Source organism: Candidatus Njordibacter sp. Uisw_039, assembly GCF_047730075.1.
In the GTDB taxonomy this organism is placed as follows: domain Bacteria; phylum Pseudomonadota; class Gammaproteobacteria; order Pseudomonadales; family Balneatricaceae; genus Njordibacter.
Genome location: NZ_CP159831.1, coordinates 347,814 through 374,033, shown reverse-complemented (window position 1 = coordinate 374,033; position 26,220 = coordinate 347,814). Strand labels below are relative to the sequence as shown.

General features: G+C 44.9%; 29 protein-coding genes. 13 read left to right on the top strand and 16 right to left on the bottom strand.

The genetic code is table 11. The features are described 5' to 3' along the window. The first annotated feature begins 96 nt into the window (after positions 1–96). Entirely contained in the window at positions 97–918 is an 822-nt protein-coding gene (locus tag ABXT70_RS01775) for a phytanoyl-CoA dioxygenase family protein (protein ID WP_443641469.1), read from the top strand. Here ABXT70_RS01775 and ABXT70_RS01770 read toward each other — a convergent pair. The 4 genes from ABXT70_RS01770 to ABXT70_RS01755 all read right to left on the bottom strand — a co-directional run bounded on the left by ABXT70_RS01770 (position 913) and on the right by ABXT70_RS01755 (position 3,331). Further along, complete coding sequence (locus tag ABXT70_RS01770) at positions 913–1,521, bottom strand: LysE family translocator (RefSeq protein WP_443641468.1); 609 nt, start codon at positions 1,519–1,521, stop codon at positions 913–915. The genes ABXT70_RS01775 and ABXT70_RS01770 overlap by 6 nt on opposite strands. A 9-nt stretch (positions 1,522–1,530) precedes the next feature. Continuing rightward, the gene (locus ABXT70_RS01765) at positions 1,531–1,962 is read right to left on the bottom strand and encodes a GNAT family acetyltransferase (RefSeq protein WP_443641467.1); all 432 of its coding nucleotides are present in this window, start codon (positions 1,960–1,962) and stop codon (positions 1,531–1,533) included. Continuing rightward, positions 1,962–2,900 (bottom strand): alpha/beta fold hydrolase, encoded by a 939-nt coding sequence (locus ABXT70_RS01760; protein ID WP_443641466.1) that lies wholly within the window; start codon positions 2,898–2,900, stop codon positions 1,962–1,964. The genes ABXT70_RS01765 and ABXT70_RS01760 overlap by 1 nt, the downstream gene beginning before the upstream one ends. 74 nt (positions 2,901–2,974) lie before the next feature. Continuing rightward, complete coding sequence (locus ABXT70_RS01755) at positions 2,975–3,331, bottom strand: hypothetical protein (RefSeq protein WP_443641465.1); 357 nt, start codon at positions 3,329–3,331, stop codon at positions 2,975–2,977. Positions 3,332–3,520: 189 nt separating this feature from the next. Here ABXT70_RS01755 and ABXT70_RS01750 point away from each other — a divergent pair, with 189 nt between their 5' ends. Beyond that, positions 3,521–4,111 (top strand): hypothetical protein, encoded by a 591-nt coding sequence (locus tag ABXT70_RS01750; protein WP_443641464.1) that lies wholly within the window; start codon positions 3,521–3,523, stop codon positions 4,109–4,111. 7 nt (positions 4,112–4,118) lie between these two features. Here ABXT70_RS01750 and ABXT70_RS01745 read toward each other — a convergent pair whose 3' ends face one another. Next, positions 4,119–5,012, bottom strand: a complete 894-nt coding sequence (locus ABXT70_RS01745; RefSeq protein WP_443641463.1) for an alpha/beta hydrolase — start codon at positions 5,010–5,012, stop codon at positions 4,119–4,121. Positions 5,013–5,020: 8 nt separating this feature from the next. Then, positions 5,021–5,596, bottom strand: coding sequence for a DNA-3-methyladenine glycosylase I (locus tag ABXT70_RS01740; RefSeq protein ID WP_443641462.1), 576 nt, complete (start codon positions 5,594–5,596; stop codon positions 5,021–5,023). A 370-nt stretch (positions 5,597–5,966) separates the two neighbouring features. On the opposite strand from ABXT70_RS01740, the gene ABXT70_RS01735 reads away from it, so the two are divergent. Further along, a complete protein-coding gene (locus ABXT70_RS01735) occupies positions 5,967–6,404 on the top strand; it encodes an RDD family protein (protein WP_443641461.1) in 438 nt (145 codons plus the stop codon). A 2-nt stretch (positions 6,405–6,406) separates the two neighbouring features. Here the strand turns inward: ABXT70_RS01735 and lptG are convergent, their stop codons facing one another. Beyond that, positions 6,407–7,453: an LPS export ABC transporter permease LptG gene (gene lptG / locus ABXT70_RS01730; protein WP_443641460.1), complete on the bottom strand. Its 1,047-nt coding sequence runs from the start codon at positions 7,451–7,453 to the stop codon at positions 6,407–6,409. Then, positions 7,440–8,543 (bottom strand): LPS export ABC transporter permease LptF, encoded by a 1,104-nt coding sequence (gene lptF, locus ABXT70_RS01725; RefSeq protein WP_443641459.1) that lies wholly within the window; start codon positions 8,541–8,543, stop codon positions 7,440–7,442. Before lptF ends, lptG begins: the two co-directional genes overlap by 14 nt. 197 nt (positions 8,544–8,740) lie before the next feature. Here lptF and ABXT70_RS01720 point away from each other — a divergent pair, with 197 nt between their 5' ends. Both ABXT70_RS01720 and ABXT70_RS01715 read left to right on the top strand, forming a co-directional pair. Then, positions 8,741–10,222, top strand: coding sequence for a leucyl aminopeptidase (locus tag ABXT70_RS01720; protein ID WP_443641458.1), 1,482 nt, complete (start codon positions 8,741–8,743; stop codon positions 10,220–10,222). Between the two features lie 2 nt (positions 10,223–10,224). Next, complete coding sequence (locus ABXT70_RS01715) at positions 10,225–10,650, top strand: DNA polymerase III subunit chi (protein WP_443641457.1); 426 nt, start codon at positions 10,225–10,227, stop codon at positions 10,648–10,650. Between the two features lie 58 nt (positions 10,651–10,708). Here ABXT70_RS01715 and ABXT70_RS01710 read toward each other — a convergent pair whose 3' ends face one another. From ABXT70_RS01710 to ABXT70_RS01690, 5 genes are all read right to left on the bottom strand, one after another. Continuing rightward, the gene (locus tag ABXT70_RS01710) at positions 10,709–11,026 is read right to left on the bottom strand and encodes an arginase family protein (RefSeq protein WP_443641456.1); all 318 of its coding nucleotides are present in this window, start codon (positions 11,024–11,026) and stop codon (positions 10,709–10,711) included. A gap of 52 nt (positions 11,027–11,078) precedes the next feature. Next, complete coding sequence (locus ABXT70_RS01705; RefSeq protein WP_443641455.1) at positions 11,079–11,309, bottom strand: arginase family protein; 231 nt, start codon at positions 11,307–11,309, stop codon at positions 11,079–11,081. A 179-nt stretch (positions 11,310–11,488) separates the two neighbouring features. After that, positions 11,489–11,695 (bottom strand): cold-shock protein, encoded by a 207-nt coding sequence (locus tag ABXT70_RS01700; protein WP_046484454.1) that lies wholly within the window; start codon positions 11,693–11,695, stop codon positions 11,489–11,491. Positions 11,696–11,936: 241 nt separating this feature from the next. Continuing rightward, positions 11,937–14,789, bottom strand: coding sequence for a valine--tRNA ligase (locus tag ABXT70_RS01695; RefSeq protein WP_443641454.1), 2,853 nt, complete (start codon positions 14,787–14,789; stop codon positions 11,937–11,939). Between the two features lie 106 nt (positions 14,790–14,895). After that, positions 14,896–15,378, bottom strand: coding sequence for an FKBP-type peptidyl-prolyl cis-trans isomerase (locus tag ABXT70_RS01690; RefSeq protein WP_443641453.1), 483 nt, complete (start codon positions 15,376–15,378; stop codon positions 14,896–14,898). A 116-nt stretch (positions 15,379–15,494) separates the two neighbouring features. Between ABXT70_RS01690 and ABXT70_RS01685 the strand changes: the two genes are divergently transcribed. Then, on the top strand, positions 15,495–16,103 hold the full coding sequence (locus tag ABXT70_RS01685) for a lysophospholipid acyltransferase family protein (RefSeq protein WP_443641452.1): 609 nt from the start codon (positions 15,495–15,497) through the stop codon (positions 16,101–16,103). Here ABXT70_RS01685 and ABXT70_RS01680 read toward each other — a convergent pair. Both ABXT70_RS01680 and pdxH read right to left on the bottom strand, forming a co-directional pair. Further along, positions 16,100–17,233, bottom strand: coding sequence for a methyltransferase (locus ABXT70_RS01680; protein WP_443641451.1), 1,134 nt, complete (start codon positions 17,231–17,233; stop codon positions 16,100–16,102). The genes ABXT70_RS01685 and ABXT70_RS01680 overlap by 4 nt on opposite strands. Positions 17,234–17,259: 26 nt before the next feature. Beyond that, the gene (pdxH, locus tag ABXT70_RS01675) at positions 17,260–17,904 is read right to left on the bottom strand and encodes a pyridoxamine 5'-phosphate oxidase (protein WP_443641450.1); all 645 of its coding nucleotides are present in this window, start codon (positions 17,902–17,904) and stop codon (positions 17,260–17,262) included. Between the two features lie 251 nt (positions 17,905–18,155). Here pdxH and ABXT70_RS01670 point away from each other — a divergent pair, with 251 nt between their 5' ends. Then, positions 18,156–19,598 (top strand): efflux RND transporter periplasmic adaptor subunit, encoded by a 1,443-nt coding sequence (locus tag ABXT70_RS01670; RefSeq protein WP_443641449.1) that lies wholly within the window; start codon positions 18,156–18,158, stop codon positions 19,596–19,598. A 15-nt stretch (positions 19,599–19,613) separates the two neighbouring features. Continuing rightward, positions 19,614–22,715 (top strand): efflux RND transporter permease subunit, encoded by a 3,102-nt coding sequence (locus ABXT70_RS01665; protein WP_443641448.1) that lies wholly within the window; start codon positions 19,614–19,616, stop codon positions 22,713–22,715. A 13-nt stretch (positions 22,716–22,728) separates the two neighbouring features. Here ABXT70_RS01665 and dinB read toward each other — a convergent pair whose 3' ends face one another. Beyond that, positions 22,729–23,793, bottom strand: a complete 1,065-nt coding sequence (dinB, locus tag ABXT70_RS01660; RefSeq protein ID WP_443641447.1) for a DNA polymerase IV — start codon at positions 23,791–23,793, stop codon at positions 22,729–22,731. Between the two features lie 151 nt (positions 23,794–23,944). On the opposite strand from dinB, the gene ABXT70_RS01655 reads away from it, so the two are divergent. The 5 genes from ABXT70_RS01655 to ABXT70_RS01635 are packed head-to-tail and all read left to right on the top strand — an operon-like array spanning position 23,945 to position 26,139. After that, complete coding sequence (locus ABXT70_RS01655) at positions 23,945–24,256, top strand: DUF1244 domain-containing protein (RefSeq protein WP_443641446.1); 312 nt, start codon at positions 23,945–23,947, stop codon at positions 24,254–24,256. A gap of 4 nt (positions 24,257–24,260) precedes the next feature. Continuing rightward, positions 24,261–24,449, top strand: a complete 189-nt coding sequence (locus ABXT70_RS01650; protein ID WP_443641445.1) for a hypothetical protein — start codon at positions 24,261–24,263, stop codon at positions 24,447–24,449. A gap of 16 nt (positions 24,450–24,465) precedes the next feature. Further along, positions 24,466–25,491 carry a glucosaminidase domain-containing protein gene (locus tag ABXT70_RS01645; RefSeq protein WP_443641444.1) on the top strand — a complete coding sequence of 342 codons (1,026 nt, stop codon included), beginning with the start codon at positions 24,466–24,468 and terminating at the stop codon, positions 25,489–25,491. A 1-nt stretch (position 25,492) separates the two neighbouring features. Next, complete coding sequence (locus tag ABXT70_RS01640; RefSeq protein ID WP_443641443.1) at positions 25,493–25,831, top strand: translation initiation factor; 339 nt, start codon at positions 25,493–25,495, stop codon at positions 25,829–25,831. Next, positions 25,831–26,139, top strand: a complete 309-nt coding sequence (locus tag ABXT70_RS01635; protein WP_443641442.1) for a DUF3301 domain-containing protein — start codon at positions 25,831–25,833, stop codon at positions 26,137–26,139. Before ABXT70_RS01640 ends, ABXT70_RS01635 begins: the two co-directional genes overlap by 1 nt. Positions 26,140–26,220 lie beyond the last annotated feature (81 nt).

Genomic DNA, 26,220 nt, shown 5'->3' with positions numbered 1-26,220 from the left:
GATTTTTGACACCTCCTCGATAAAAACATTGGATAAAGGTTTTGTATATTGCGTTGTTTTATGCAAAAGTCAGCCTTTGGTTTTAGGACATTAATTATGCTTAGCTCTCAGCAACTTCAAGAGTATGATCAACAAGGCTACCTTGTTATCAACGATTTTATATCACCTGCCCAGCGCCAAGTGTTAATGCAGCGTGCAGCAGACCTCATTGAATCATTTGAACCACCACAAAAGCGCTCCATCTTCACCACCGATGAGCAAGAACGCTCTAGTGATGATTACTTTTTAGAATCAGGCAGTGGCATTGGGTTTTTCTTTGAGGAGAAAGCAATTGATAGTGAAGGCCACTTTACAGTGCCCAAACAACAATCCATCAACAAAATAGGCCATGCCCAACACCTGTTAGATCCCGTGTATAAAACCATGGTTAAAGAGTTGGATTTTGCGACTGTGGGCCGAGAACTGGGGATCAAAAAACCACGTGCAATACAGTCTATGCACATCTTTAAACAACCTAGTATTGGCGGTGAGGTAGGCCTACATCAAGACTCTACTTTCTTGTATACAGAGCCTAAAAGTTGTATTGGATTTTGGCTTGCATTAGAAGACGCTACGGTCGAAAACGGCTGTTTACAGGCGTTGCCAGGGGGCCACCACATTGCCCTGAAGCAACGTTTTAAGTTATTAAATAATGGCGGCACCGAATTTGAATGTTTAGACGATAAACCATGGCCCACACGATCATTGGAATTGCTAGAAGTGCCTGCAGGTACGCTCATCATCCTGCATGGTCAACTACCCCACTACAGTGCAGCCAATACCTCAAACCGCTCTCGCCAAGCCTTTACTTTGCATCTGGTAGACGATGCATGTCATTACCCAACCGATAACTGGCTGCAACCTATAGCGTCACTATAATGTGAGTACGCGCAGGCCTAAACCCAACAATATGACGCCACTAATCTTATCGATGGTGGCCGATTGTGACTGCAACTTTTCAAGCACTTTCGATTGAGATAAAGCCAGCGCCACAATGATATACCAAACGGCATCAATTACTGCAGCCGTGCCCGTCATAATAAGTTTGTCTGCCATAACCAACTCAGCAGAAACAAACTGAGAGAATAGTGCGATAAAGAAAAATGCCAGCTTTGGGTTCAGTAGAGACACCATTAATCCATCTCTAGCCGCTTCGCTCATAGGCGCTATAATAGGTTCTACTTGCAAGGGGCCAGTACCTTTTGAGCGCAATGCTTTGATGCCCATCCACATCAAATACATGGCCCCAGCGTAAGTAAGCAGCTTATAAATGAGTGGCCATTCCACCACCAGTATCGCTAGGCCCCATACCGTGAGCAAAGCCCATAAGGCTACACCTGCTGCATGACTAACAGCTGTAGCCATACCGTGGGCGCGGCCATTACTAATAGTATGCCTTAACACCACTGCTAAACTTGGCCCAGGCGACATAGCACCTAAACAGCAAATTGCTACCAGTGAAAACCATGTAGTCAGTGTCATATATTGACCTTAATCATCTGCTATGAGGCGTTTTCCTAGCGTCTTTGAAGCATCTAGGGCATACCCACGGTTGCCATAGAACTCTAATACGGCAACATTGGTATCGCGCACAAAGAGATTTATTTTAGGGCATTCTAGGGCTAATAAAAAGGTCTCGCAGTGATTCATTAATAAACACCCTAGACCCTGTGCCTGATAGTGTGGATGAACTGCTAAATAATACACACTACCGCGGTGACCGTCATAACCTACCATAACACTGCCAATGAGTTTGCTTTCATCATGGATAACGAACAACCCACCCACACAGTCTTTAAGCTTACGGTTAATGTCTTTAATGGGGTCGTTCCATGGTTTGACTAGATCGCAGGTTTGCCACAAGGCCACTAAGGCTGCACTATCTTTAGCATCAAACGTTTCTACAACAAAGGTATCTAGCATCAACGTTTACTTAACCAAACCAACAAGTCGCTAATGACTTGTTGTTTGTTTGGCTCATTGAACATTTCGTGACGACCACTGGGGTACAAACAGCAATCTACCTGTTTTGATCCGGCCCGTTGCAGCGCCTTTTGCAATGCAATAACTCCTTTGCCCTGCTTGCCGACGGGGTCTTTATCACCAGCAAATAGATAGATGGGTAAATCATTATTTATTTGCGCCATAGCATCAGGCTCAGACAGTTCAGCTAGGCCGTTCATAAAGTCAAACCAGAACTGGTTACTAATACTGTGACCTGCTAGCGGGTCGGCAATGTATGCATCCACCACTGTCGGATCTGAACTTATCCAATCTTTAGGGGTGCGGACAGGTTTGAAATTGTTATTAAAGCGGCCGAAAGATAATTGTTCTAGCAGTTTGCTTTTACCCAATGGCCCTTGGCGCCATCTCTCAAATGAGGCAATTACAGACCCTATACGAAACAACCAAGGCGGGCTGTAATTAGACCCCGAAAGTACTAACCCTTGAAGTTGCTTGGAGAACTTTTTGGCATATCGCTGCACTACCCTTGTGGCTAAAAAAGACCCCATACTGTGGCCTAGGATGGTGAGGGGTTGGGGCCACCTTTGCTGAAGATGTGTAACAATTTCAGCCTGATCCGACACCATTTTATGCCAACCGTTTTGGTTAGCTACGTGGCCAAGACTAATAATGCCTTTACCGGTGAGTCCGTGCCCCCGATGATCATCAGCACTAACATTAAAGCCCACATTATTCAGCTCTTTTGCCACATGGTCATAGCGCCAACCATGCTCACTCATGCCGTGTATGATGTGCACCCAACCCTTAGCATCATTAACTGGCCACAGGTGAACCTGCAGAGTAATCTGATCATCCTCGGTGAGGATCTGTATAACCTGATGATGCGTCTCTGACATCAACATAACCTATAGCAAATGAGCAATAGCGCTTATTAAAGAGCAAACGGCTCTAGTGTGCAAATAAGGAATCCCTAGTCGGCATTAAAATCGAAGGCAAAGAGCTCACGACTCCAACATCCCGCGCGGGTTAAATCCAATGCCAAAAGCCCATCACCATAACCCAGTTGAGCCAACACGTGGGAGTCTAACTCATCAGTAATAGAGGTTTGTGACAATGCTAAACGTTGTTTAAAGTTATCACTCTTAAAAGTAAATTGCTGAGCTTCTTGGTCGTATACACATGCGAGGTGTTTACACGGCTGCAGAACCTGCAGCTCATCTTCTTGGGGAGTGCCACAGGCAGGGCAACATAATGCTGCCACTGATGCAGCTTGGTAAACTGAGGCATAAGATACGCGGGGTGTTAGAAAGGCATTAGATAAGTTCATAAGGCAGGCTTCCATGAATTAATTTCAATAATGTAACTATAGTACAAGCCTTTACTGCCTTGCTGGGTGAAGCTTTCGACCTAAACATGAGCCAAACTCATGCAATCCAATTAATTGCACAAAAAACAGTATGGCCCCATAATAGGTCCAAGTTTTGCCGATTATTTGAATAATTAAGGAAAAGTGAACATGAAAATATTAAGCCAAGCGTTAACAGCAACTGCCATGGCAGTTTGTTTAGTCATACCTGCCACAAGTATGGCGGCAGGTAGTCAAGTCACTGCTGGTGTTAATTCAGCCAGCGGAAAAGTCTACGTCAACAGCACTCTTTATACCCTCAGTGGAAACAAAGCACACATTAGCGCAGAAATGGCTATTAATGACAAATTAGGCTTCATGCTGAGTTCCAGCAGTGCTTTAGACGCAGCAAACACGAAAGTTGAATTCATGGACTTCGGTGTACGTTATCGTCTCGGGGAAGACACGTCTACCTATTTCAGCTCCAACAGAACAAAAGTAGGGAGCAATAGTGAAACTTTAATGATGCTGGGAGCTATGCACCACATAAGTACCGGTGAAGCTTCAAGCTTAGCACTCAAGATCGGCACCAGCACTACCAATATGTTTGACGATTTGGAGGTTGGATTTGATTTTAATGTGGGGTTAATGGATGCTTTAGTATTAAACATCGGGTATCAATCCACAACTACTACTTTAGCTAAAACTAGTACCAAAGCCACCTCTTCTGGCTTTAACGTAAGCATTGGTGCGCAATTTTAACCACCCCTTACAATAAAGACTTATCGAAGAATTCAATAACCCGATGCTTGAACTCATCGGGTTTTTTTGTGTCAAATTTAGCGTGCCCGAGGGCTTCCTCAAACCACAACTCTTTATCACCACAGGCTGCATCATAAATCCACTGACCACTTTCCACTGACACTACAATGTCTTGTCCACCTTGCATAATAAACAACGGTGTATTACACAACTTTGCAGCGGCTTTAGCCGTATTAGCCTGCGCTACATCCATGCCCAGTATAGTTTCTGCCCAAAACGAAATCATTGGCGCAAAAGGAAAAGCAGGCAACCCTGTGAAGTATTCAACTGAAACATTAATGGTATCTTGTAACGAAGAAAATGCACTCACAGCAACCACTGCTGCAATGTCCTGATTAAGCGCAGCATATTCAATTACCATAGCCCCACCCATAGAATTACCCAACAAACCCACCTTACCTTTTGCCACACCTTGTACGTTCATTAGATAGTTATACCAAGTGTTAAGGTCATCCATTTCTCTCACACCAAAAGTAATTTCATCACCGTCGTTTAGATCATGGGCTCTGATACTTGTTACTAATATGCCATAACCTGCCTCTTGTAATATTTTGGCTTCTTCTAGCATGTAACCACGATTAGCTTTGAATCCATGTTGCAACATTACATATGCACCATTATTACTGGCTGAGAAATAGCCATGAAGCTTCTGTCTATTTGGGTTGAGTAATACCACTTCTTGCACTTGTAGATCAAAATATTGCGGCTGGTGCGTTGCAGGGGTGCGCGCCTCCAACGGGTGATGCACCAAATAATCAGCTTGTTGATAAGTCACTAGTAAAAAGCCACCCATCACGACTAACAATACAACGGCTAAAATCCACCCAATTGCGCGCTTCATACTCACTCTTAACAGCACTCTGAATAACAAAAGCAACTTGTTAAATGATCATTAACCATGCCAATGGACTGCATGTAGGCATACATACCAATAGGTCCAACAAACTTAAATTCACGTTTTTTTAGGTCTTTGGCAATCCGGGCGGAAAGCTCGGTTTGGGTGGGAATATTAGCGTTTTTTTCAAACTTATTAACTATAGTGACACCGTCAACAAAACCCCAGATATAGGCGTCAAAGCTACCAAATTCTTGTTGAATGTCAATGAATTTTGCAGCGTTGTTGACTACACTTTGGACCTTCAAACGGTTGCGGATAATGCCCTTATCTTGCAGCGCTGCAGCAATATCATGCTCAGTAAATGCTGCCAACGTAACTACATCATACTGGCAGAAGACACGCTTATAATGATGTCGGCGCTTGAGTATAGTGATCCAAGACAATCCAGCCTGAGCACCTTCTAATACAAGTTGCTCAAATAGTCGATCGTCATCATGCACCGGTCGGCCCCACTCTTGATCATGGTAAGTTAGATATTGCTCATCTTTTGTAGGCCAACTACAGCGATTAACATGAGTTTCTGGCATATGAAATCCGTGATCATTGCTTGGTTTTAGGTTAGTAGATGCGGGACTTTGAATTGGAATTCAACTAAGGTTGCCAAAGCATCAGCCTTAATACTATTCACTTCTCCTTTAAAAAGGAACCAATACCAATACAACATAAGCCATGGTGTAGCTAAGCCATCATACTTTGCCTATTTAGTAGCTCACTTGGTCTCGAAATAGCATTACTTTGTGCTATCATCATGGCTCATTATTACCCAGCGACTTAACACATGACCCAATATTTTCGATTGCTTCTGGCATCATTATCATCGCCATTTTCGTTTTACCTACACAAACAGAAAACTTTAAAAAAGCACTATACTAGCACCTATTGTGATTGTTCAGTGATATGAGCAACCGACGTTTTAAAACTCACAATCACCCTAACGCTAGCTTGATTAAACGCCTGCTAGCCATGGTGTACGATAGCTTATTAATAATGGCCTTGTGGATGCTTGTAGGTTACGTATTTATTGCTTTTAATGACGGCGAAGCTGTCTCTGGTCCATTGTTTAATAGCACAGTATTTATCGTTACTTTCTTGTTTTTCGCTTTGTTTTGGACTCGGTCTGGACAAACCTTAGGCATGATTGCTTGGCGCTTGCGGGTAGAATCTGATCAAGGCCAGCCCTTAAGCGCAAAACAAGCTTTATTGCGCTTTATGGCTGCCATATTTTCGGCCCTAGCATTAGGCATAGGGTATTGGTGGATCATCTTTGATAGCAACAAATTAAGTTGGCATGACCGCTGGTCTAATAGCCGCGTTGTACAACTACCCAAAGCCTAGTTCTAACCTGCTTTACGTAACAGCCAGGCCCCACCAGCAACGCACACTAAGATGGGTAATAAGTAAGCAAAAAGCGGGGTGAAACCAAACACACTACTGGCTGGGCCTAATACTTCCTGAACGTAATTAAAGGCCAACCCCACCATTACTCCTACCAGCACTCTTTGACCTAAAGTTACCGACCGAGCGGAACCAAACACGAAGGAAATAGCAACAAAAACTAACGCAAAGGTTGCTAAGGGTTGTAAGATTTTTTTCCAAAAAGCCAAGTCATAAGACGCCGCGTCTAACCCACTCTGATCTAGATACTGACTGTATTGCACCAAGTCATCAATAGCTAGATGTTGTGGGTCCATACTCAAAATGGATAACAAGTGGGGTTTTAAAGAAACGGACCAAGGCATGGTTTCTTGCCCTTGCTGGATGATATTTTGATTTTCTACCGAAACTTTTTGCAACCGTTGCAATGTCCACTGTTGATCTTCATAAACGCCTTTTTCCGCGACCAAGGTCTGTTGCCAATCATGATCGGTAAAACGGTAACGAGAGACACTTTGCAATACCCCGTCAGACCTCACAGATCGTACAAATACATAATCATTGCCTTCGCGCAACCAAAAACCCTTAGTCGATGCCACACCCTTATATTGAGACTGTTCAATTTCGGCCATTTGCTGGCTTACTGGGGCGACAAACTCTCCTACGATGGCGGCCACCACAACAAACACAGACACGGCCTGCATAACGGACCAAACAATACGCCGCAAAGATACACCAGCCGCACGCATCACCGTAAGTTCACTGTTATTGGCCAAAGCACCCAAACCTACCAAGCAACCTACCAACACCGTTAGTGGCATAAATTCGTATACCCTTCTGGGTACAGTTAATACAATGTATGTTAGTACTTGCTTTAAGTTTGCGCCTTTGTCTAATGCATCTAACTCGCTGCCAAATGCAATCATTACATCTAACCCTAGAATAACCAGTAACACAATGGCCACTGCAGCCCATATATGACGCGCAATATATAGATCAAGCAGGTGCATTAGAATCACCTTCTCTGACCAGCTGTCTCAACCATTGCCGCCCAAACAATAAAATCAAACCCAACAATAAGAAAGCGCTGTGTAAAAGCCATATTTTTATGTCCGCATTAGCAGCCGCTCTAGTCATATCATCACGCAAAGTTGTTAACACCGACAAATAAACTAAATAAACCAAAACTGCTGGAAGCAGACTGGCAAAGCGTCCTTTGCGTGGATTAACTTGGCCTAAAGCAATGGCTACAAAACTCACAATAAGGGTCATCAAAGGAAGGGAAATACGCCAATAAAGTTGGGCCCTGTGGTCAGCATTATCAGAACCAATGAGCATGAGTGTAGGCAGGGTAAAACCGCGGGTAATGTCTATTTGCAACTCTTCGGTATACAAACGTACTGCCAACTCTTCAAACCGCGTCACGTTATAATCCAGTTGATCTGGTTGACCCTCAGTTCTTGAACCTTCTTTAAGTAACAAATAACGCGTTTGGTAGGCTTCATTGAATACCTGCCGAGCTGAAGTTGCCTTAATTATTACCGAGGGCGCACTGACCTCTGGCCTATTAAAAACAAACACATTGAGTAGCTGCTGACGATCATCAGACATGGTTTCGGCATAAATAACTTGGCGTTCGATATTGCCCTGGAATCGTCCAGCCACCACACTGTCAAATTCAGTCGTGTGAGATTGTTGGTAGAGAATCTCTTCGACATTACGGGAAGCCTCTGGGGCTAGCCAGAGACTCAAAGTAGCAACTAACACTGCCAATATTGATAAGGGTACCAACACCATCTGCACTAATTGCTGTTGGCTTACCCCGTTAGCAAACAGCACTGTAAGTTCGTTGTCGACACTCAGCTTCCCTAAGGTGAGTAACACCCCTAGAAAACCACCCAAGGGCAGCAGTGTACTTAAGTATGCTGGCAGTAAATTGACGATAATAGCCAACACGGCTTGGGCATCAAGCTCACCAGTAACGGCTTTACTGAGGTAATGGGCAAAGCGGCTACTAGATATAATCAACAGTAAAACCATACTCACTGCTAACGCACTTATCAGCACTTCTTTGTTGATGTATCGAGTAATTATGGGCAAATGATTGGCTTCTTAACAGACTAATAGCTGGCTAACGCTAACAATGGCCCTAAGTGTATCAGATTTTTAACAAAACGAAGATTTAAGCCACATTATCGCCATACATCCCTAGAGACAGAGGCCAATTTGGCGTAAAATTTCACCATTGTCTTGAACTTCACAAGGCCATTCATTTGTAACATCATCACGGAGACAACATGGAATTTTCTTTGCAACAGGACGCCTCTCAACTTGATACCGCGGCTAGCGTTATTTTACCCCTGGCTAAGGTGGCAGAAGGCAATGACACTCTAACGACCGATAGTCTCAAGATAGCCGACAAATTACTTAATGGTGCTATCTCCCATGCCATCGCCAGCGGTGATTTGTCTAGCAAGTTCAAGACCAGCCAATTGTTCCTTAATACAGGTGCTGGCCCAGACCGTATTTTAGTCATTGGTACCGGTGCTGCGGACGAGCTCAGTGGCCGTAAGTACCGACAGCTAATTCAATCGGCATGGTCACACATAAGCGCTAACCCCGGTCCTAGGGTATTGAACCAGCTAACCACTGTAGATACAAAAAACTTGGATCTACAGAGCAAAGTGCGCCTTACGGTCGAAGCCATGGTTCAGGCCTGTTATCGTTTTGATCAGTTCAAAACTACTACTAAGGAAGTACCACCTAGTCCTCATATGGCGTTAGTGGCCGACACCAGTGCGCAGGCTCAGTTAAACCAATCTGTAGCCACTGCTCAAGCAATGAACTTGTGCCGTGATCTAGGCAATCTTCCCGGTAACATATGTACCCCTAGTTTCTTAGCTGAACAAGGCCACAAATTGGCAGCGGGATCTAACAAGGTCACTACCCAAGTGTTGGAAGAAGCCGAAATGGAAACCTTAGGTATGCATTCGTTACTGTCTGTCGGTAAAGGCAGCGCAGAGCCCTCCAAACTGATCGTCATCAACTACCAAGGGGGTGAACAAGGTGTCCAGCCCCATGTATTAGTCGGTAAAGGTATTACCTTCGATTCTGGGGGCATTAGTATTAAGCCAGGTGCTGCAATGGACGAAATGAAGTACGACATGTGTGGTGCAGCGAGTGTTATTGGGGCCATGCAGGCCGTTATCGACATAGACCTCAAAGCCAACGTTGTTGCTATCGTGGCGAGTGCAGAAAATATGCCTTCAAGCACCGCATCTAAGCCAGGTGATATCTATACCACAATGTCTGGTAAAACTGTGGAAGTCCTTAATACCGACGCTGAAGGCCGCCTCGTTTTATGTGATGCCTTAACCTATGCTGAGCGTTTTAACCCTAAAACTGTGGTTGATGTTGCTACCCTTACAGGCGCTTGTATTATTGCCCTTGGCCACCACACTAGTGCAGTATTGAGTAATGATGACGAATTTGCTGTAAGCCTGATGGCGGCCGGCAAGCAAGCTTTTGATAATGTATGGCAATTACCTATGGGCGAAGAATACCAAGAACAGCTAGACAGCAACTTTGCTGATTTAGGTAATATTGGTGGCCGTGCTGCGGGCACTATTACTGCTGCGTGCTTCTTGTCACGCTTTACCGAAAGTTTCACTTGGGCACATTTAGATATCGCTGGCACCGCTTGGACCTCCGGTGCCAAAAAAGGCTCCACAGGACGTTGTGTACCGCTGCTGGTTCAACACTTAGTTAATCAGGCATAGCCATGCTTCGAGCGGATTTTTATCAGCTAAAATCTGACGATCCGGCTAGCCGCTATCCATTACTGTGTCGTTTGCTTGAAAAGTGTTTAGGGGTTGGGCAACAGGTCTACATCATCTGCCGTGATGATGCAGAAGCTCGCCACCTAAACCAATACATTTGGGCCTTCCAACCCGATTCTTTTATCCCCCACATATACGCGCACGAAGATGCCCAGGCGATCGTGGTTCTGGGCCACCCATCAACACCGGGTTTAGCCCAGCCTCATCATCATGAGATATGTATTAACCTAAGCCAAGAACCGGCTCCTGAAAAATTTGACCGTATTATAGAACTAGTAGTGCAAGAAGCAGACATGTTAAAAACAGCAAGAGATCACTACGCCAAATATAGCCAACTGGGCCGCACTATGCAGTATCACAAGCTCTAACTTGAATGAAGCCTGTCTGCAATTAAACTAATCATTTCAAACATAATAGCCATCGCCACTATGGCCGTGATTTGATTGGGGCTGTCTTTTGTGGCATTAAACAAACAACATCCCCACCAATAATATTCATACCCCGTGTTGCCTGTAGTAGTTCCATAACCTGATCCATCATAAAGCCTTGGCAACCTGCCTCTATGTTAGACACGTCTGGGGCCACAGTAGGGTCTAGGCAATCTAAATCGAGGGTAATATAAACCGGCCTATCACCAATGCGCTCACGGATAATGTCAATGCTTTGCTGAGCGCCAATTTGCTTGTACCGGTCCATGGTAATCACATCATAACCATGTTCATAACTAGGCTTCAGCCAATCCAAGGTTCGAGCATTACCTCGAATACCAATCTGTACACTATGATGAGCATCTACATTACCTTGCTAGACTAAATATAAAGCCCAGTGGGCTGCTGATCTTTTGGCCCCCAGAAAGTGTTTCCATATTACTAAAACAGTCAGTATGGCTATCAAAATGTAAAATGCAGTCAGGCTCACTATCAATTAGCTTTGATTGAGGGCCACCCAAGGCTTGCAAAATACCGCCAGTGACAAAGTGATCCCCACCTAAAGATACGGGTCGCTTCACCGTACCAATATAAGGCATCCATAAACACATTTTTGATTACGATCAAAACTAGCATTTATTTGTTTACTCATGATAATGCTCAGTAACTTCGGTGGGAACTAACTTTCACCTTACCAGCATGGGTGACGTCAATTTTTTTAAGACAAAAAAAACGCCGCTAGAAGCGGCGTTTTTTGTAATGTTATTTTCTTAACTAATTAAGAAGGAACAACATTGTTGGCACAAGGGCCTTTTTGGCCTTGGCCAACTTCGAATTCTACGGCTTGACCGTCGTTCAAAGTGGCGTAACCGCCGCCATTGCGGATTTCAGAGTGATGTACGAATAAATCCTTACCACCATCTTCTGGAGTGATGAAACCGAAACCTTTATCGGCATTAAACCACTTCACTGTACCTTTGCTCATATTGTTACTCTTTGCTACTAAATTAATTTGACAAACCGCCTTCATCTGCGCGGGTTATCAAACAGATGACATCTGTTACTGCGCAAATTTACGGTTTGGATCTTCACACATAACGGTCAGGCTAGTGCGGAGCACAGTCTATCACCACATTAAAAGGAAAGTCAATTAATACACCGTCCTTTACCGACTTGACGGGAGGGGCTGTTCCCCTTTCACCACAAAAAGGCCTGCTTAAGCAGGATTAAATTCCTTCAATTTTCGCCACTTGCTGCTGCAGAGTACTGGCAGCAGTTTCAGCATCCTTTAACTTAGTACGTTCCTTTTCGATAACTTGTACAGGGGCCTTATCAACAAATTTTGCATTACCCAGCTTGCCACCAAGGCGCTTAATTTCGCCTTGTAACTTGCCAAGCTCTTTGTTTAAGCGCCCAAGCTCTGCGTTTTTATCAATGAGGCCTGCCATAGGCACCAACACTTCTAGCTCACCAACCAATGCCGTAGCACTCAGTGGTGCCTCTGCACCCTCTTCCATCCAAGTGATAGACTCTAACTTAGCCAACTTAATAAGGAACTGGCTATTGGTGTTGAGACGCTGCCGATCTGCAGTGTCACCTTGCTTTAGCAATACAGGTACAGGTTTACCCGGCGAGATATTCATTTCACCACGAATATTGCGCACACCATCTATAATGCCACGCACCCAGTTTAAGTCTGTTTCAGCAATTTCATCAACCTTACTTTCATCAGCAATTGGATAAGGTTGGAGCATAATGCTATCACCCTCAACACCTACAAGGCCTTTAAGCTTTTGCCAAATTTCTTCAGTAATGTATGGCATCAACGGGTGAGCCAAACGCAACACTGCTTCTAATACACGAACTAAGGTTCGGCGGGTGCCACGTAGCTGGACTTCAGTTGCATTATCATCCCATAACACAGGTTTAGATAGCTCTAAGTACCAATCGCAATATTCGCTCCAAATAAAGTGGTATAGCGCTTCTGCGGCGTGATCGAAGCGATAGACCCCCATAGACTCAATCACTTTTTGTTCAGCTTTTTGCAACCTTGATAGGATCCAGCGATCTGCCAAACTCAGCTCAACTTCACCACCAGCTTGACCACAATCCTGCTCTTCACAATTCATCAACACATAGTTAGTGGCGTTCCAAATCTTATTGCAGAAGTTGCGATTACCTTCAATACGACCCAAATCAAACTTTATGTCTCGTCCAGTTGAAGCCAGTGAACACAAGGTAAAACGCAAGGCGTCAGTACCATATGAAGCAATACCATTAGGAAAGTGCTTTAAGGTTTGTTTTTCAATTTTTTTTGCGAGCTGGGGCTGCATCATGTTGCCAGTGCGCTTCTCTAACAACACATCAAGCTCAATACCATCAATTAAGTCCAATGGATCAATCACATTGCCCTTAGATTTAGACATTTTTTCACCGTCTTGATCCCTCACCAAACCATGTACATAAACGGTTTTAAAAGGCACTTGAGCTTCGCCATCCTCGTCTTTGGTTAGATGCATAGTCATCATGATCATGCGTGCTACCCAGAAGAAAATTATATCAAAGCCCGTTACCAATACGTCCGTTGGGTGATACTTGGCCAAAGCTTCCGTAGAGTTAGGCCAACCTAAAGTGCCAAAGGTCCACAAGCCAGAAGAGAACCAAGTGTCGAGCACATCTTCATCTTGCTTAAGGTTGATATCACCTAAATTGTATTTTATACGGACTTCTTCCTCACTACGGCCTACATAGAAGGCGCCTTCATCATCGTACCATGCAGGAATTCTGTGTCCCCACCAAAGTTGACGCGAGATACACCAATCTTGGATGTCACGCATCCAAGAGAAGTATGTGTTTTCCCACTGTTTAGGCACAAATTCAATACGGCCATCCTCCACCGCGGCAATGGCTGGTTCTGCCAAGGGTTTGGTGCTCACAAACCATTGATCCGTTAACAAGGGCTCGATGACCAAGCCAGAACGGTCTCCACGTGGCACTTTTAAGCCATGGTCTTCAACTTGCTCTAACAAATTCATGGCATCAAGGTCTGCAACGATTTTATCCCGCGCCACATATCGGTCTAAACCGCGATAAGCTGCTGGGATAGTTTCATCATGCTCGTCAACCGCCATACCTGCAGTGGTGTATACATGGGGTACTTGCACGATGGCGGCATCGTGATCTAGCACGCTGATCATGCCAAGATCATGGCGCTGGCCCATCGCATAGTCATTAAAGTCATGGGCTGGGGTGATTTTTACACAACCCGTACCAAATTCCATATCTACATAGTCATCGGCAATGACAGGAATTAACCGGCCTACTAACGGCAACTCTATAAATTGCCCAATAAGGTGTTGATAACGCTCATCTTTAGAATGAACTGCAACGGCAGCATCGCCCAACATGGTTTCTGGGCGTGTGGTAGCAACAACTAGATAATTTTTACCATCAGCAGTGGTTGCGCCCGCTGCTAAAGGATAACGCAAGTGCCACATGTGACCCTTTTCATCCGTAGAAATAACTTCTAAATCGGAAATTGCGGTATGTAGTTTTGGATCCCAGTTAACCAATCGTTTACCACGATAAATTAAACCCTCGTCATACAATCGAACAAAGGCTTCTTGCACAGCTGTATAAAAGCCATCGTCCATGGTAAAGCGTTCGCGACTCCAATCTACACTGGCACCCATACGACGTAACTGGCGAGTAATAGTGCCACCTGATTCTGCTTTCCAATCCCATACTTTTTCTAGAAATTTATCACGGCCTAATTCATGGCGTGTCTTACCTTCCTCAGCCTGGATTTTTCGCTCCACTAACATTTGTGTAGCAATACCGGCGTGGTCAGTACCCACTTGCCATAATGTATCATGCCCTTGCATACGCTTAAATCGCGTTAGGGCATCCATAATAGTGTCTTGAAAAGCATGCCCCATGTGCAAACTACCCGTGACATTGGGTGGCGGAATAACAATACTATAAGGAGTGCCTTCGCCGGACGGGGCAAAGTAGTTATTATCTTCCCATTGCTGGTACCACTGTTGTTCGATGGCGTTAGGGTTATATGTCTTTTCCATGATGTTAGGCACATGCTCTAGATTAAGTAGTTATAAAGTGGGGCTAAAGGGGGGTCAAAGGTGGGGCTAAAACAGCTCCACCTATCGAGGCCGGTAAGAAACTAGGTTAGTGGTTACAGCCTGGGCCATGAATATGACCATTGGATAGCTCATCCGCAGAAGCATCGCGGATATCCATGATTTCCACATCAAAATTCAATATTTCGCCAGCTAGGTCGTGATTGCCGTCCACGCTCACCATATCGCCTTCAACGGCAGTAATAGTAACCACCTGCTGCTGGCCCGAGTCGCCTTCAGCGTGGAACTGCATGCCTACTTCTAGAGTTTCAATACCAGAGAACATCTCACGATCTACTTGTTGAACCATTTCTTCCATGTACTCGCCGTAACCCAAATGGGGAGGCACTTCTACCTGCAATTTATCACCTAACTGTTTGCCTTCAAGAGCTTCTTCTAAGCCTTGTACAATATTATTTGCACCATGTAGATAAGGCAAAGGCTCGCCTTCACGTGAGGTATCAACCAGTTCGCCAGCACCATTGGTGAGGGTGTAATGGAAGCTAACTACGCTATTTTCGGCAATTTTCATTCGTGACTCCAATACGCCCTTAATACTTCGATTAGGGCTGATAAAATTAAACATTACTCATGGGTATGAGCGACCTGCTATAATACCGCAAAAATTACTCCTAGGCCCGCATTTCCATGCATTTTACCATTCACGATACGCCTGGCGTTATTCACATTATTAGGCTACTTTCTTGGTTAGTATTAAAGCTTAGCGGCTGGAAAGTTGTTAATGTAGCGCCTGCTACTGGCAGCTACCTGATTATCGCCGCGCCACACACGTCTAACTGGGACTTTCCCCTTGGCATTGCCATGGCGTACCATTTACGTTTAAAAGTATACTTTATCGGCAAACACACTCTATTCGAAGGTATTAGGGGCCCTATTATGCGCTGGTTAGGGGGCATCCCTCTTAACCGTGAAGCCAGTAAAAATTTTGTAGATGCATCCATTGAGATTTATGCCAGCAACGAAAATTTGATTTTCGCCATAGCGCCAGAGGGCACCCGTGCCAATGTAGCACGCTGGAAAACTGGTTTTTACCACATGGCTAAAGGTGCTAAGGTACCACTAGCCTTGGCTTATTTCGATTTCGCCACGCGCACTGGCGGCATCGGGAAAATGCTTAATACTACCGAAAACATGGATGCGGACATGCAGGCCATTGCCGACTTTTATCGCCCCATTATAGGAAAAAATCCAAGCAACTTTAACCCAAATATTACTGGCGCCAAAAAAAACTGCTAAAGCTGGGCTTTTAGCACCACAAAGTTGGGGTGAGTGCCCACTTGCTCCACCCACTTAAACCAACGTTTAAGCTTAGCGTGATAGCCTAAGTGACGATTACCCACCACCCAAAGCTCACCTTCTTTAGTGAGCACCTGCGCCGACTGAGCAAACATGCGCATAGCAATGTGATCACCAACCACTCTTTCTTGATGGAATGGTGGGTTACAGAGAATCAAGTCGGCCGATTGGGAAACCATGTCCGTTAAACAATCATTCACCCTAAACTGACACCGATCACCGACGCCATTATTGTTTGCATTTATGATTGCTGAAGCCACTGACATATAGGATTCGTCCACTCCAATGACTTGGCATTGGGGCCATTTTTTGGCAGCAGCAATGGCCTGCACACCATTACCACAACCTAAATCAATCACCCGTTGGTATGGCCCTTGTGGAAATTGATGCAACAGCACTTGTGCTCCAGGATCTAACTTAGTGCGGCTAAACACGCCACTAAAATGCTGCAAGGAAAGCCCTAACGATGGCAGGTCCCAGTGTGTTTCCTCAGCCTTTGAGTTTTTCACCAACGCTACTGTATTGTTTACTGCAAAGATTAAGCGAGCCTTTTTTCGCGCTAAACTGGTGCTTAGTACGCCCAGCAAAGACTCCAATAACTGATACACAGCGTTATCGATATGCTTAACCATCGCAGGCATTACAATCAATGCACCTGGGGCTAATTGCGGTAAAACCCTTTGCAGCTGGTCACGTAGCAAAGCATGACTTTTAGGTAAACGTAATATGACGATTTCAAAGGGGCCTTGGGGCGTCTCTTGAGCCTGCACAAAATTAGCCACAGGCAATCCGTTAGCATGAGCATTATATTGCAAACCAAGGTGAGCAAGGTGAGAATCGCTCCACAAAGTTGGCAGTGGCCCACCCATAGTTGCCAAGGCCTTGGTCACAGCACAGGTGATGGCACCAAATGTTTCGTTGACAACAAGCACACGACAGTTTGGATCCAACAAGGCTTCTGTCTGCAAGTAATCTAACGCTAGGAGATCGGCTTGATCAAAAGCCTGCAGTGTTTCTTTACGAGAATATGGCACCCTTCGTATTGCCAATTCACCCAACGCACTGATCATCACAGGTTGTCTCATAATGTTTGGTATTATGGCGCTAAACGATCAATGGACCAAGCATCACCCGTCTGCTGATATCTAAAACGGTCGTGCAAGCGACTGGGTCGGCCTTGCCAAAACTCAAACTGTGATGGTTGAAGACAAAAGCCCACCCAAGGCTGTGGTCGTTCAATTGCGGTGCCTTGAGTTTGTAGATCGAGCTGAGACACCCTGAATTCAAGATCCTCAAGTCCTGACACCACTTGGCTTTGGGGTGTGGCAGCAGCACTCAATTGGCTGGCCCGAGGACGACTTATAAAATAGGCATCAGCAGTGGCCTCTGGAACTAGGGATACTGTGCCAGAAATTCGTACTTGCCGCTCCAATGGTTGCCAATAAAACAACACTGATGCTTTTGGGTTAAGAGCGATATCCTGGCCTTTGTTACTGCGGCTATCCGTGTACCACACCAGGCCATCATTGTTGTAACTTTTCATAAGCACGATACGCGCACTAGGCATGCCCGCCGCAGAAACTGTTGCTAAAGACATAGAAGTAGCGTCGAGAGGGCAAGCCACCTCGGCTTCACTCAACCAATGGGAAAATTGCTGCCATGGGTCTAAAGCCAAGTTTTGTCGACGCAAACCTTCTGCTTCATACTCACGCCGGTAATCTTTATAGTCTTGAGAGGACATGCAACCTACCTAAATACAGTTAATAATAACCAGACAGATATTATATGCTGCTGCAGCCATGGCGGAAACAGTTGGGGACCAAACCATTAAAAGAAATGTTCAATATCTCGACCAGAAGTAAAGGTGCGTAAAGTATGCTTACCTTGGCGCGTGAAGTTATCAAATAAGATCTTTTTGTTGTAACATTCACGATCAATTTTTATTTGCTTCGTTGGCTGCAAGTTAACTTCTCACACAACAGGTCACTTTTCATGAGCCTCAAGTCTTTTATTTTTAGCTTTTTGACTAAAGTTTTACTTCCTATTGCTATTATTAGCGCAGCTGGATATGGCTTTGTTCATCTCAAAAACTCAAGACCAAAAGCACCTGCTAAACCTGTTACTGAGCAAGTGTGGGGCGTTTCAAGCCAATTAGTGGAATTACAAGATATTGCTCCAGAAATTACTCTTTATGGGTCAATCGAGGCTGGTGAAACGGCTCAATTAAGTTCAACAGTGAGCGCTTTTGTAACCCAAGTAAATATAAGCCGGGGAGATAGCATCAAAAAGGGGCAGAAGCTAGTTGTTCTAGATGACAGTGAATTACGTTTAACACTTGCCCAACGAAAAGCCAGCGTGAGGGATGTTGAAGCGCGAATTAAGAGCGAAATAAATAGTGATAAAACTAACCAGCAAGCATTTATTATTGAGCAACAACTGCTGGCCATTAACCAAACGAATTTTCAAGCGCTAATTAAGAGCGAAATAAATAGCGATAAAACTAACCAGCAAGCACTACTTATTGAACAACAACTGCAGGCGGTTAACCAAAAGAATTTTGAACGCCAACAACAACTGGTGGCACAAAAATTAGCACCTACCTCACGCCTAGAGGATGCCACTCGAGCACTGCAGCAACAACAACTGTCTTTACTTAACCGTAAAAATACTAATTCAGACCATCCTAATCGTATTGCGCAACTTGAGTCACAGTTGACTCAAAGCAAGTTTCAGCAGCAATTGTCTTTACTTAACCGTAAAAATACTATTTCAGACCATCCTAATCGTATCGCGCAACTTGAGTCACAGTTGACTCAAAGCAAGATTCAGCTTCAGTTTGCTTTGCTTGACGTAGAACGCACTCAAATTGTGGCGCCCTTTGATGGCCGTGTACTGAGTGTAGACACGGCATTGGGTAACCGTGTGCGTAATGGAGATCGAGTTGTTAAACTTTATAACATCCAAAGCCTCGAATTGCGTAGCCAAATCCCTGCCAGATACCTTCCGATGATGCAAACGGCAGATTCTGGTAGAGGACTAGAAGCCAGCACTTTTCATCAAGGCCGAACCTATCGCCTAACATTAGATCGGTTATCGGCGGAAGCCTCGTCTAGTCAGGGTGGTATTGATGCCTTCTTTAGCTTAGGTGGCAGCCAAAACATTGAAGTAGGTCGGAATTTACAAGTCAAAGTTAAACTCCCTATACAGAAGAATGTTGCGGCCTTACCCGAATTAGCTATCTATGGACAAAACCGTATTTACCGTATTGTTGACCAACGTTTGGAAGTGCTGAGTATTATCCGCGTAGGAGATTGGACTAGTCCAGCTGGCGATCGTTTAACCCTTGTACGAAGTAATGAACTACGCAGTGGTGACAAGGTTTTGATCACACAACTTCCCAATGCCGTTACCGGCTTACTAGTCGAAGCGCGCTAGCTGGAGCATAAGTTCATGATGCAATCATTTATTCGCCTCTTTGCTAATCACAGAGTAGCTCCTAACCTTTTAATGTTATTGTTGTTTTTAGCTGGTGCCTATGGGCTAAAGCAGCTTAATACCCAATTTTTTCCAACTTTTGCCATTGACACTGTAAAAGTCTTTGTGGCTTGGCCCGGTGCGGCTGCAGAGGATGTTCAAAACAGCATCACTATTCCTCTTGAGCAAGAGCTTAAGAACGTTGCCAATGTTACTAAAGTGAAATCCAGCACATCCCGCGGCGGCGTTTCTATCATTCTAGACGTTGACAGTAGCGCAGATTTTACAGAAACCACTAATGCTATTAAACAACGTGTGGATGCCGTAGGCAACCTACCTGCAGAAGCTGAAACCCCCACCATTGAACAGTTTGTCATGTATGAAAACGTCGGCACCGTGCTGATTACGGCAGCTGGGCCAGTGGAGGAACTCACTGGCTTAGCCCGTCAGGCAGAACGCGAATTGTTAGCCAAGGGCATCAGTAAAATCAATTTCACTGGCTTGCCAGAACAAGAGATTGCTATTCAAATTGAGCCCAGCACAATACACGACCTAGGGTTGTCACTGCGCAATATAGCAGGACTCATTAACAACCAGAGCCAAGACGTAATGGCTGGCACTGCGGGCCGCTCCGACGGGTCAAAACAATTGCGCGCCATTGGCAAGGTGTCAAACGTCAGCAGCTTTGAGCAGCTGCCACTGCTCACTGGAGACAACGCTCAACTCCTTCGCTTAGGTGACGTAGCCGACATAAGCCTTCGCGCCAAGGAAGATCAAAGCACCATTAGTTATAAAGGTAACCCTGGCATACAACTAACGATCATGCGTAGTAAAAATGACGATACCATTAAAACTGCTGCCATCATGAACAAGTGGGTGCTGGACGCTCGAGAACGATTCCCACAGGGTGTTGACATAGTCGTCTATGACGAAAGGTGGCTGTTGTTAAAGGCGCGTATTACTTTGTTAATTAACAATGGTGCCTACGGCTTGCTTTTTGTGGTGGGTTTATTGTTTATGTTCCTCAATTCGAGGGTCGCATTTTGGGTTGCTATGGGCATTCCAGCCGCGCTACTGGCTACTTGGGGAGTGATGTACTTTATCGGCGGCTCCATCAACATGATCAGCCTCTTTGGTATGATTATGGCTTTGGGCATTATTGTAGACGATGCCATAGTAGTGGGTGAAGACACCCTCTCACACTTCCAACAAGGAGAACCGCCTTTGCAGGCGGCTTTAGGCGGTGCGCAACGGATGATGGGGCCAATTACAGCCTCTTCGTTAACAACCATAGCAGCTTTTTTGCCGTTATTACTGATCAGTGGAACCATAGGTAGCATCCTAGCTGACATCCCTATTGTTGTGATTTGTGTCATTTTAGTGTCACTAGTTGAGTGCTTTTTAATCTTGCCAGGTCATCTTCACCATGCCCTCAAGAATCAGATGAACAAAAAGCCTGCACGTTTGCGTAGTGCGTTTGACCGGGGTTTTGAAAACTTTAAAAATAGCATGTTCCGGCCGGCTGTTAACTTTGCCATTAACTTCCGTTTAGTTACTTTTAGCTTAGCCATTACCGCATTAGTGTTGGCCGTAGGTTTGTTAGTGGGTGGGCGGATTCAGTTTGCATTTTTCCCCAGCGTAGATGGCGATACTATAAGAGCCAATGTGCAGTTCAGTAGCGGCACCCCCGCCAGTGAAGTGGCGGCTTACTTAGTGAAGGTAGAGGACGCGTTACTCGATACTGAGGCTGAACTAGGCGGCAATATGATCAGTGAGCGAATAAGCTATTTTGGCACTAATAAGCTCCCTACGGCTGGTATATCTAGCACTGAGCAAGTCGCACTATTAAAGGTGGAGCTTGATAGTTCAGAACTGAGACTTATTTCAAATGCTGAATTTATAGATGTATGGAATAAAAAAATACCGAAGGCTCCTGGATTAGAAAAGATCATTATAGACCAACCTGCATCTGGTCCCCCAGGCAAACCTATTGAAGCCAATATCACCGGTGCTAGTGCTGGCGTAATGAAACAAGTCGCCTTAGAGCTGCAGACCGCTCTAAAGGTGTTTACGGGGGTTCAAAACATTAATGACAACCTTCCGTATGGCATGGAACAACTCATCTTTACATTAACGCCTCAGGCGACAACCTTAGGATTCACAAGCGCAGACATCGGCCGTCAACTAAGATATGCCTTTGATGGTGTAACCTTGCAAAGCTTTTACCTTGGCGCAGACGAAATTGACGTCCGTTTAATGCTCAAAGACCAAGACCGCAACAGTCTTGCAACTTTGTATGCGCTACCCATTATTCTTCCCTCAGGCAACACTGTACCTTTGTTAGAACTGGTAGAGTTTAGCTCTCGACGAGGTATTGATAAATTCAGCAGCGAAAATGGGCAGCTAACAGTTTCTGTAAAAGCAGATGTCGATGTGGGTGCAACTAACGCCAACGTGGTTATAGCGGCTTTAAAGAAAGATGTTATTCCGGATCTTGAGCGCCAATACGGTGTTAAGATTAGTTTTGGTGGCGCTAGGGCTGATGAACGAGATACTTTAGGGGACATGCTGACTGGTTTAGTTTTGGCCCTCATCCTTATTTATATTGTTTTAGCTTGGGTATTTACATCCTACACTTGGCCTATTGCAGTAATGTTCACCATACCGTTTGGCTTAACAGGCGCCGTTTTAGGCCACCTTGTTATGGATAGAGATCTCACCATTTTGTCATTATTTGGCTTGTTTGGTTTATCTGGCATCGTCATTAACAACAGTATCGTGTTGCTGTCTTTCTATAAGGGCTTCCGTGAACAAGGCATGGCGCCTAAAGAAGCCATTGTAGAAGCTGCATGCCAACGTTTACGAGCAGTGCTATTAACCTCAATGACCACCATCGCGGGCCTAACGCCTATACTGTTTGAAGAGTCACTGCAGGCGCAGTTCCTGATTCCAATGGCAATATCAATCGTTTTTGGCTTAGCACTTGGCACCTTACTGATCCTATTTGTAGTGCCTTCGATGATATTAATGCTAGAGAACTTAGGTGCTATTGTTACGGGCAAAAAGCGCAGCACCTAACCTGAAAATGAGGTTAAAATAAACGTAACTGCTGCTGTGTGATTGGGGCTTTTAATTTGAGCCCCAATCCCAACAAACGCACCCCTTGCGCTTGTTGTTTTGGTTGACCACCCTCAAAAGCCAGTTTTAGCAGGGCCTTAAAAAAGTCTAAGTCGATGTTTGCACTAGCTTGTTCTCGCGTCAATTGCGAAAAATCTGAAAATTTTAACTTCACTACCAACCCTGAAACTGCATAATGGCACGAGAGTTTTTTCCAACGCTCCATAAGCTCCTCATACAAGGGGCACAAAGCATCACGACAGTCCTCGATGCTAGTTAAATCTTGGCCATATGTATTTTCTACAGATACAGACTTACGCACCCGGCTGGTTTGTACGGGGCGATGGTCCTCACCAAACCGGCGTGAGGCTAAAGTTAGTCCCATACGGCCAAACTTTAATTCGAGCTCCAACTCACTAAATGGTCTTAGGTCAGCGCAGGTATGAATACCCTGTGCGGCTAACTTGGCAGCGCTAACGGGGCCAATACCAGGTATCTTTTTAACTGGAAGCTGAGCACTAAACCCGTCTAATTCCCCAGGTTTTACCACAAATAAGCCGTTGGGTTTGAGCCAATCACTGGCTACCTTAGCAATAAACTTGTTAGGTGCCACTCCTGCAGAAATAGTAATACCTACTTCGGCTTCAACATCTGCACGAATCTGCTGAGCAATACGGGTTGCACTGCCATCAAACAAAGTAGCTTCAGTCACGTCTATAAATGCTTCGTCTAATGATAGGGGCTCTATAGTGTCCGAATAGCGCCGAAAAATGGCCATTATTTGTTGTGAAACAGCCTTATACAGAGCCATACGTCCAGGCAAAATCAATAACTCTGGACAGGCACGTAATGCTTGGGCAGATGGCATAGCCGAGTGCACACCAAACTTACGTGCAGGATAATTGCAAGTAGCAATGACTCCCCTACTATTCGCCGCTCCACCGATAGCAATCGGTCGATGACGATAGCTTGGCACATCTCGCATCTCCACAGCAGCGTAAAAACAATCACAATCACAATGAATTATCTTTCGGTTCACCTACATGCCACCTTGTATTAATTACTGTACATACAACCAGTATTTTACCTATAATGAAGCAGAGATCAAGTGTATCTGCAACCCCGCCTAGCACTAGCGCAGGTAAAGTTATATTATGGCGGTTGCTTATTTTGGCCTTCACGAGAGCTATATGGATCAACAAACACAAATTGAACTTGAGGCTGCCGCCTTTCGTAGCTTAGTTACACACCTCGACAACCGTAAGGATGTACAGAATATCGAGCTGATGACATTGGCCGGTTTTTGCCGTAACTGTATGGGCAAGTGGCTGATGGCTGCAGCCAACGAACGAGGTGTTGCCATGGATTATGATAAAGCCCGTGAGCATGTCTATTGTATGCCCTATGGAGAATGGAAAGACCATCACCAGTTGCCAGCAACTGAAGCACAAATGGCAGCTTTTAAAGCTGTGGAACAAGCTAAAAAATTGGCCAAGGTATAGTTCAATGGCTGCTTTATCAACATCCACCAGCTCTCACCTGCTCATGCATGCACTTGAAGAAAAGGTAACGCTATTGATAAGCCAAAGTTTGGTAACCACCTTGGAAATCGCACAATTGCAGCAAGAAAATGCTCGCTTAATGACTCAGCTAGGGGAAAGGGATATCCCCACAGCAAAGCTTATTAATCCCTAGGAGATTTCTGCTGCCTATGAATACTCCAGCATTTTTGCGCCAGAACGCCGAGTTAATAAGTTTAGTTGTACTGCTTGTGGTCGCCTTTTTACTTAAAAATATAGATACAACTGCATTAATTAGCGCTCAGACTGACCGATTAAAGACCGCAAGCGAATCTGCCGCAGCTAACTACACCAAGGGTGGGATAATCGCCCAGCCCAATACCACACCTCGGGCGGTTTCTAGTGCCAATGCAGCCGCCAGCATTAGCCACGCTATTGAATCTAGCTTACGCCCAAAAGTGGTGCCATTGCCTAACTTTTCCGCTATTAACGATGTAAAAACAAAAAAGATAAAATTTTTTAATTACTTAAATCAATTATCCAACACAGCAAATGAGAAGGTTGTGCAGATTCGTACAGAAATTCAACGTATGAACCCTCAGCGGCTCACACAACAACAGGCCAAACGTCTCAACCGCTTGTCAAAAAGTCATAAAATCAAAACCAAAGTGCCTGCAGAGCAAATCGATTTACTATTACGTAAAATTGGAACAGTACCAACGGCCCTGGTGTTGGCTCAAGCAGCTAATGAAAGTGCCTGGGGCACCTCTCGCTTTGCGACTGAAGGTAATAATTTATTCGGTCAGTGGTGTTTCAGTCTTGGCTGCGGTTTGGTTCCTAGCGGCCGCCCTGAGGGCGCTAATTATGAAGTAAGACAATTTAAAAACCCACAAGATTCAGTGGATGCCTACATTCGCAACTTAAACTCTCACGGTGGTTATATCGGTTTGCGTCGTATCCGAGAATGCCTAATCAACAACGGTCAAACCGTTACTGCACGTGCTCTATCTGCAGGATTAATCAGCTACTCCTCTCGCGGTGTGGATTACATTGATGATATTAGGTCTATGATTCGGGTCAATAAGCTAGAGCCATGGCAAAAAATATGGTGGGGAAACGGCGTTCAGCACCCCTGCAGTGAGTTAGTGCAACTTGTGCGCCCAAAAACTGCTACTGAAGACCCTATTCACGGCATTACCACCCCAGGGAAATATTAACATGTCGAGACTTGTATACTCCACAGACCAAGGTCGACTTTGCCCCGATTGTGGCCTTGCTCAGTGCCAATGTGCCCATAATATTAGTGCAGTGGGTGATGGCAACGTGCGCATTAGCCTTGAAACTAAAGGTCGTAAAGGTAAAGGTGTCACTACCATCACTGGCATACCTCTGGCTAAGCCAGAGTTAAAGAAATTACTTAAAGAGCTCAAACAAAAAACTAGTTCTGGTGGCTCTGTTAAGGAACAGACCCTTGAATTACAAGGTGACCAACGCGATATACTAACGGTGTTATTGGCTAACCGTGGTTGGCCTTCTGTTAAAAAGGCGGGTGGGTAATGAGTTTGGAGTGGCTTTTATTGCCTTTAGTTTTAGGCTTACTTTACTGGTGGGATACGAGTGCTGCGAAAGATCGAGCTCGCTCAGTCGCTAAGCAACAATGCCAGCAGCAAGACCTTCAGTTGCTTGATGACACTGTGGTGCTTAAAAAAACTCGCCTAAACCGCGATCACAAAGGCCACATATCGCCATTGCGGCAATTCACTTTTGAATTCAGCAGTGATGGTGAGCAAAGAACCCAAGGTGAATTGCATTTATTAGGTAAGAAAGTCACGCACCTGCACTTGGAAGTGCATCGAATACACTAGAATACGTCACAGACCTAGAGTTTAGCCACCACTCTGCTAGAATGGCCACTAACGTGTTCATGTCATTCATTTTGGGGAATT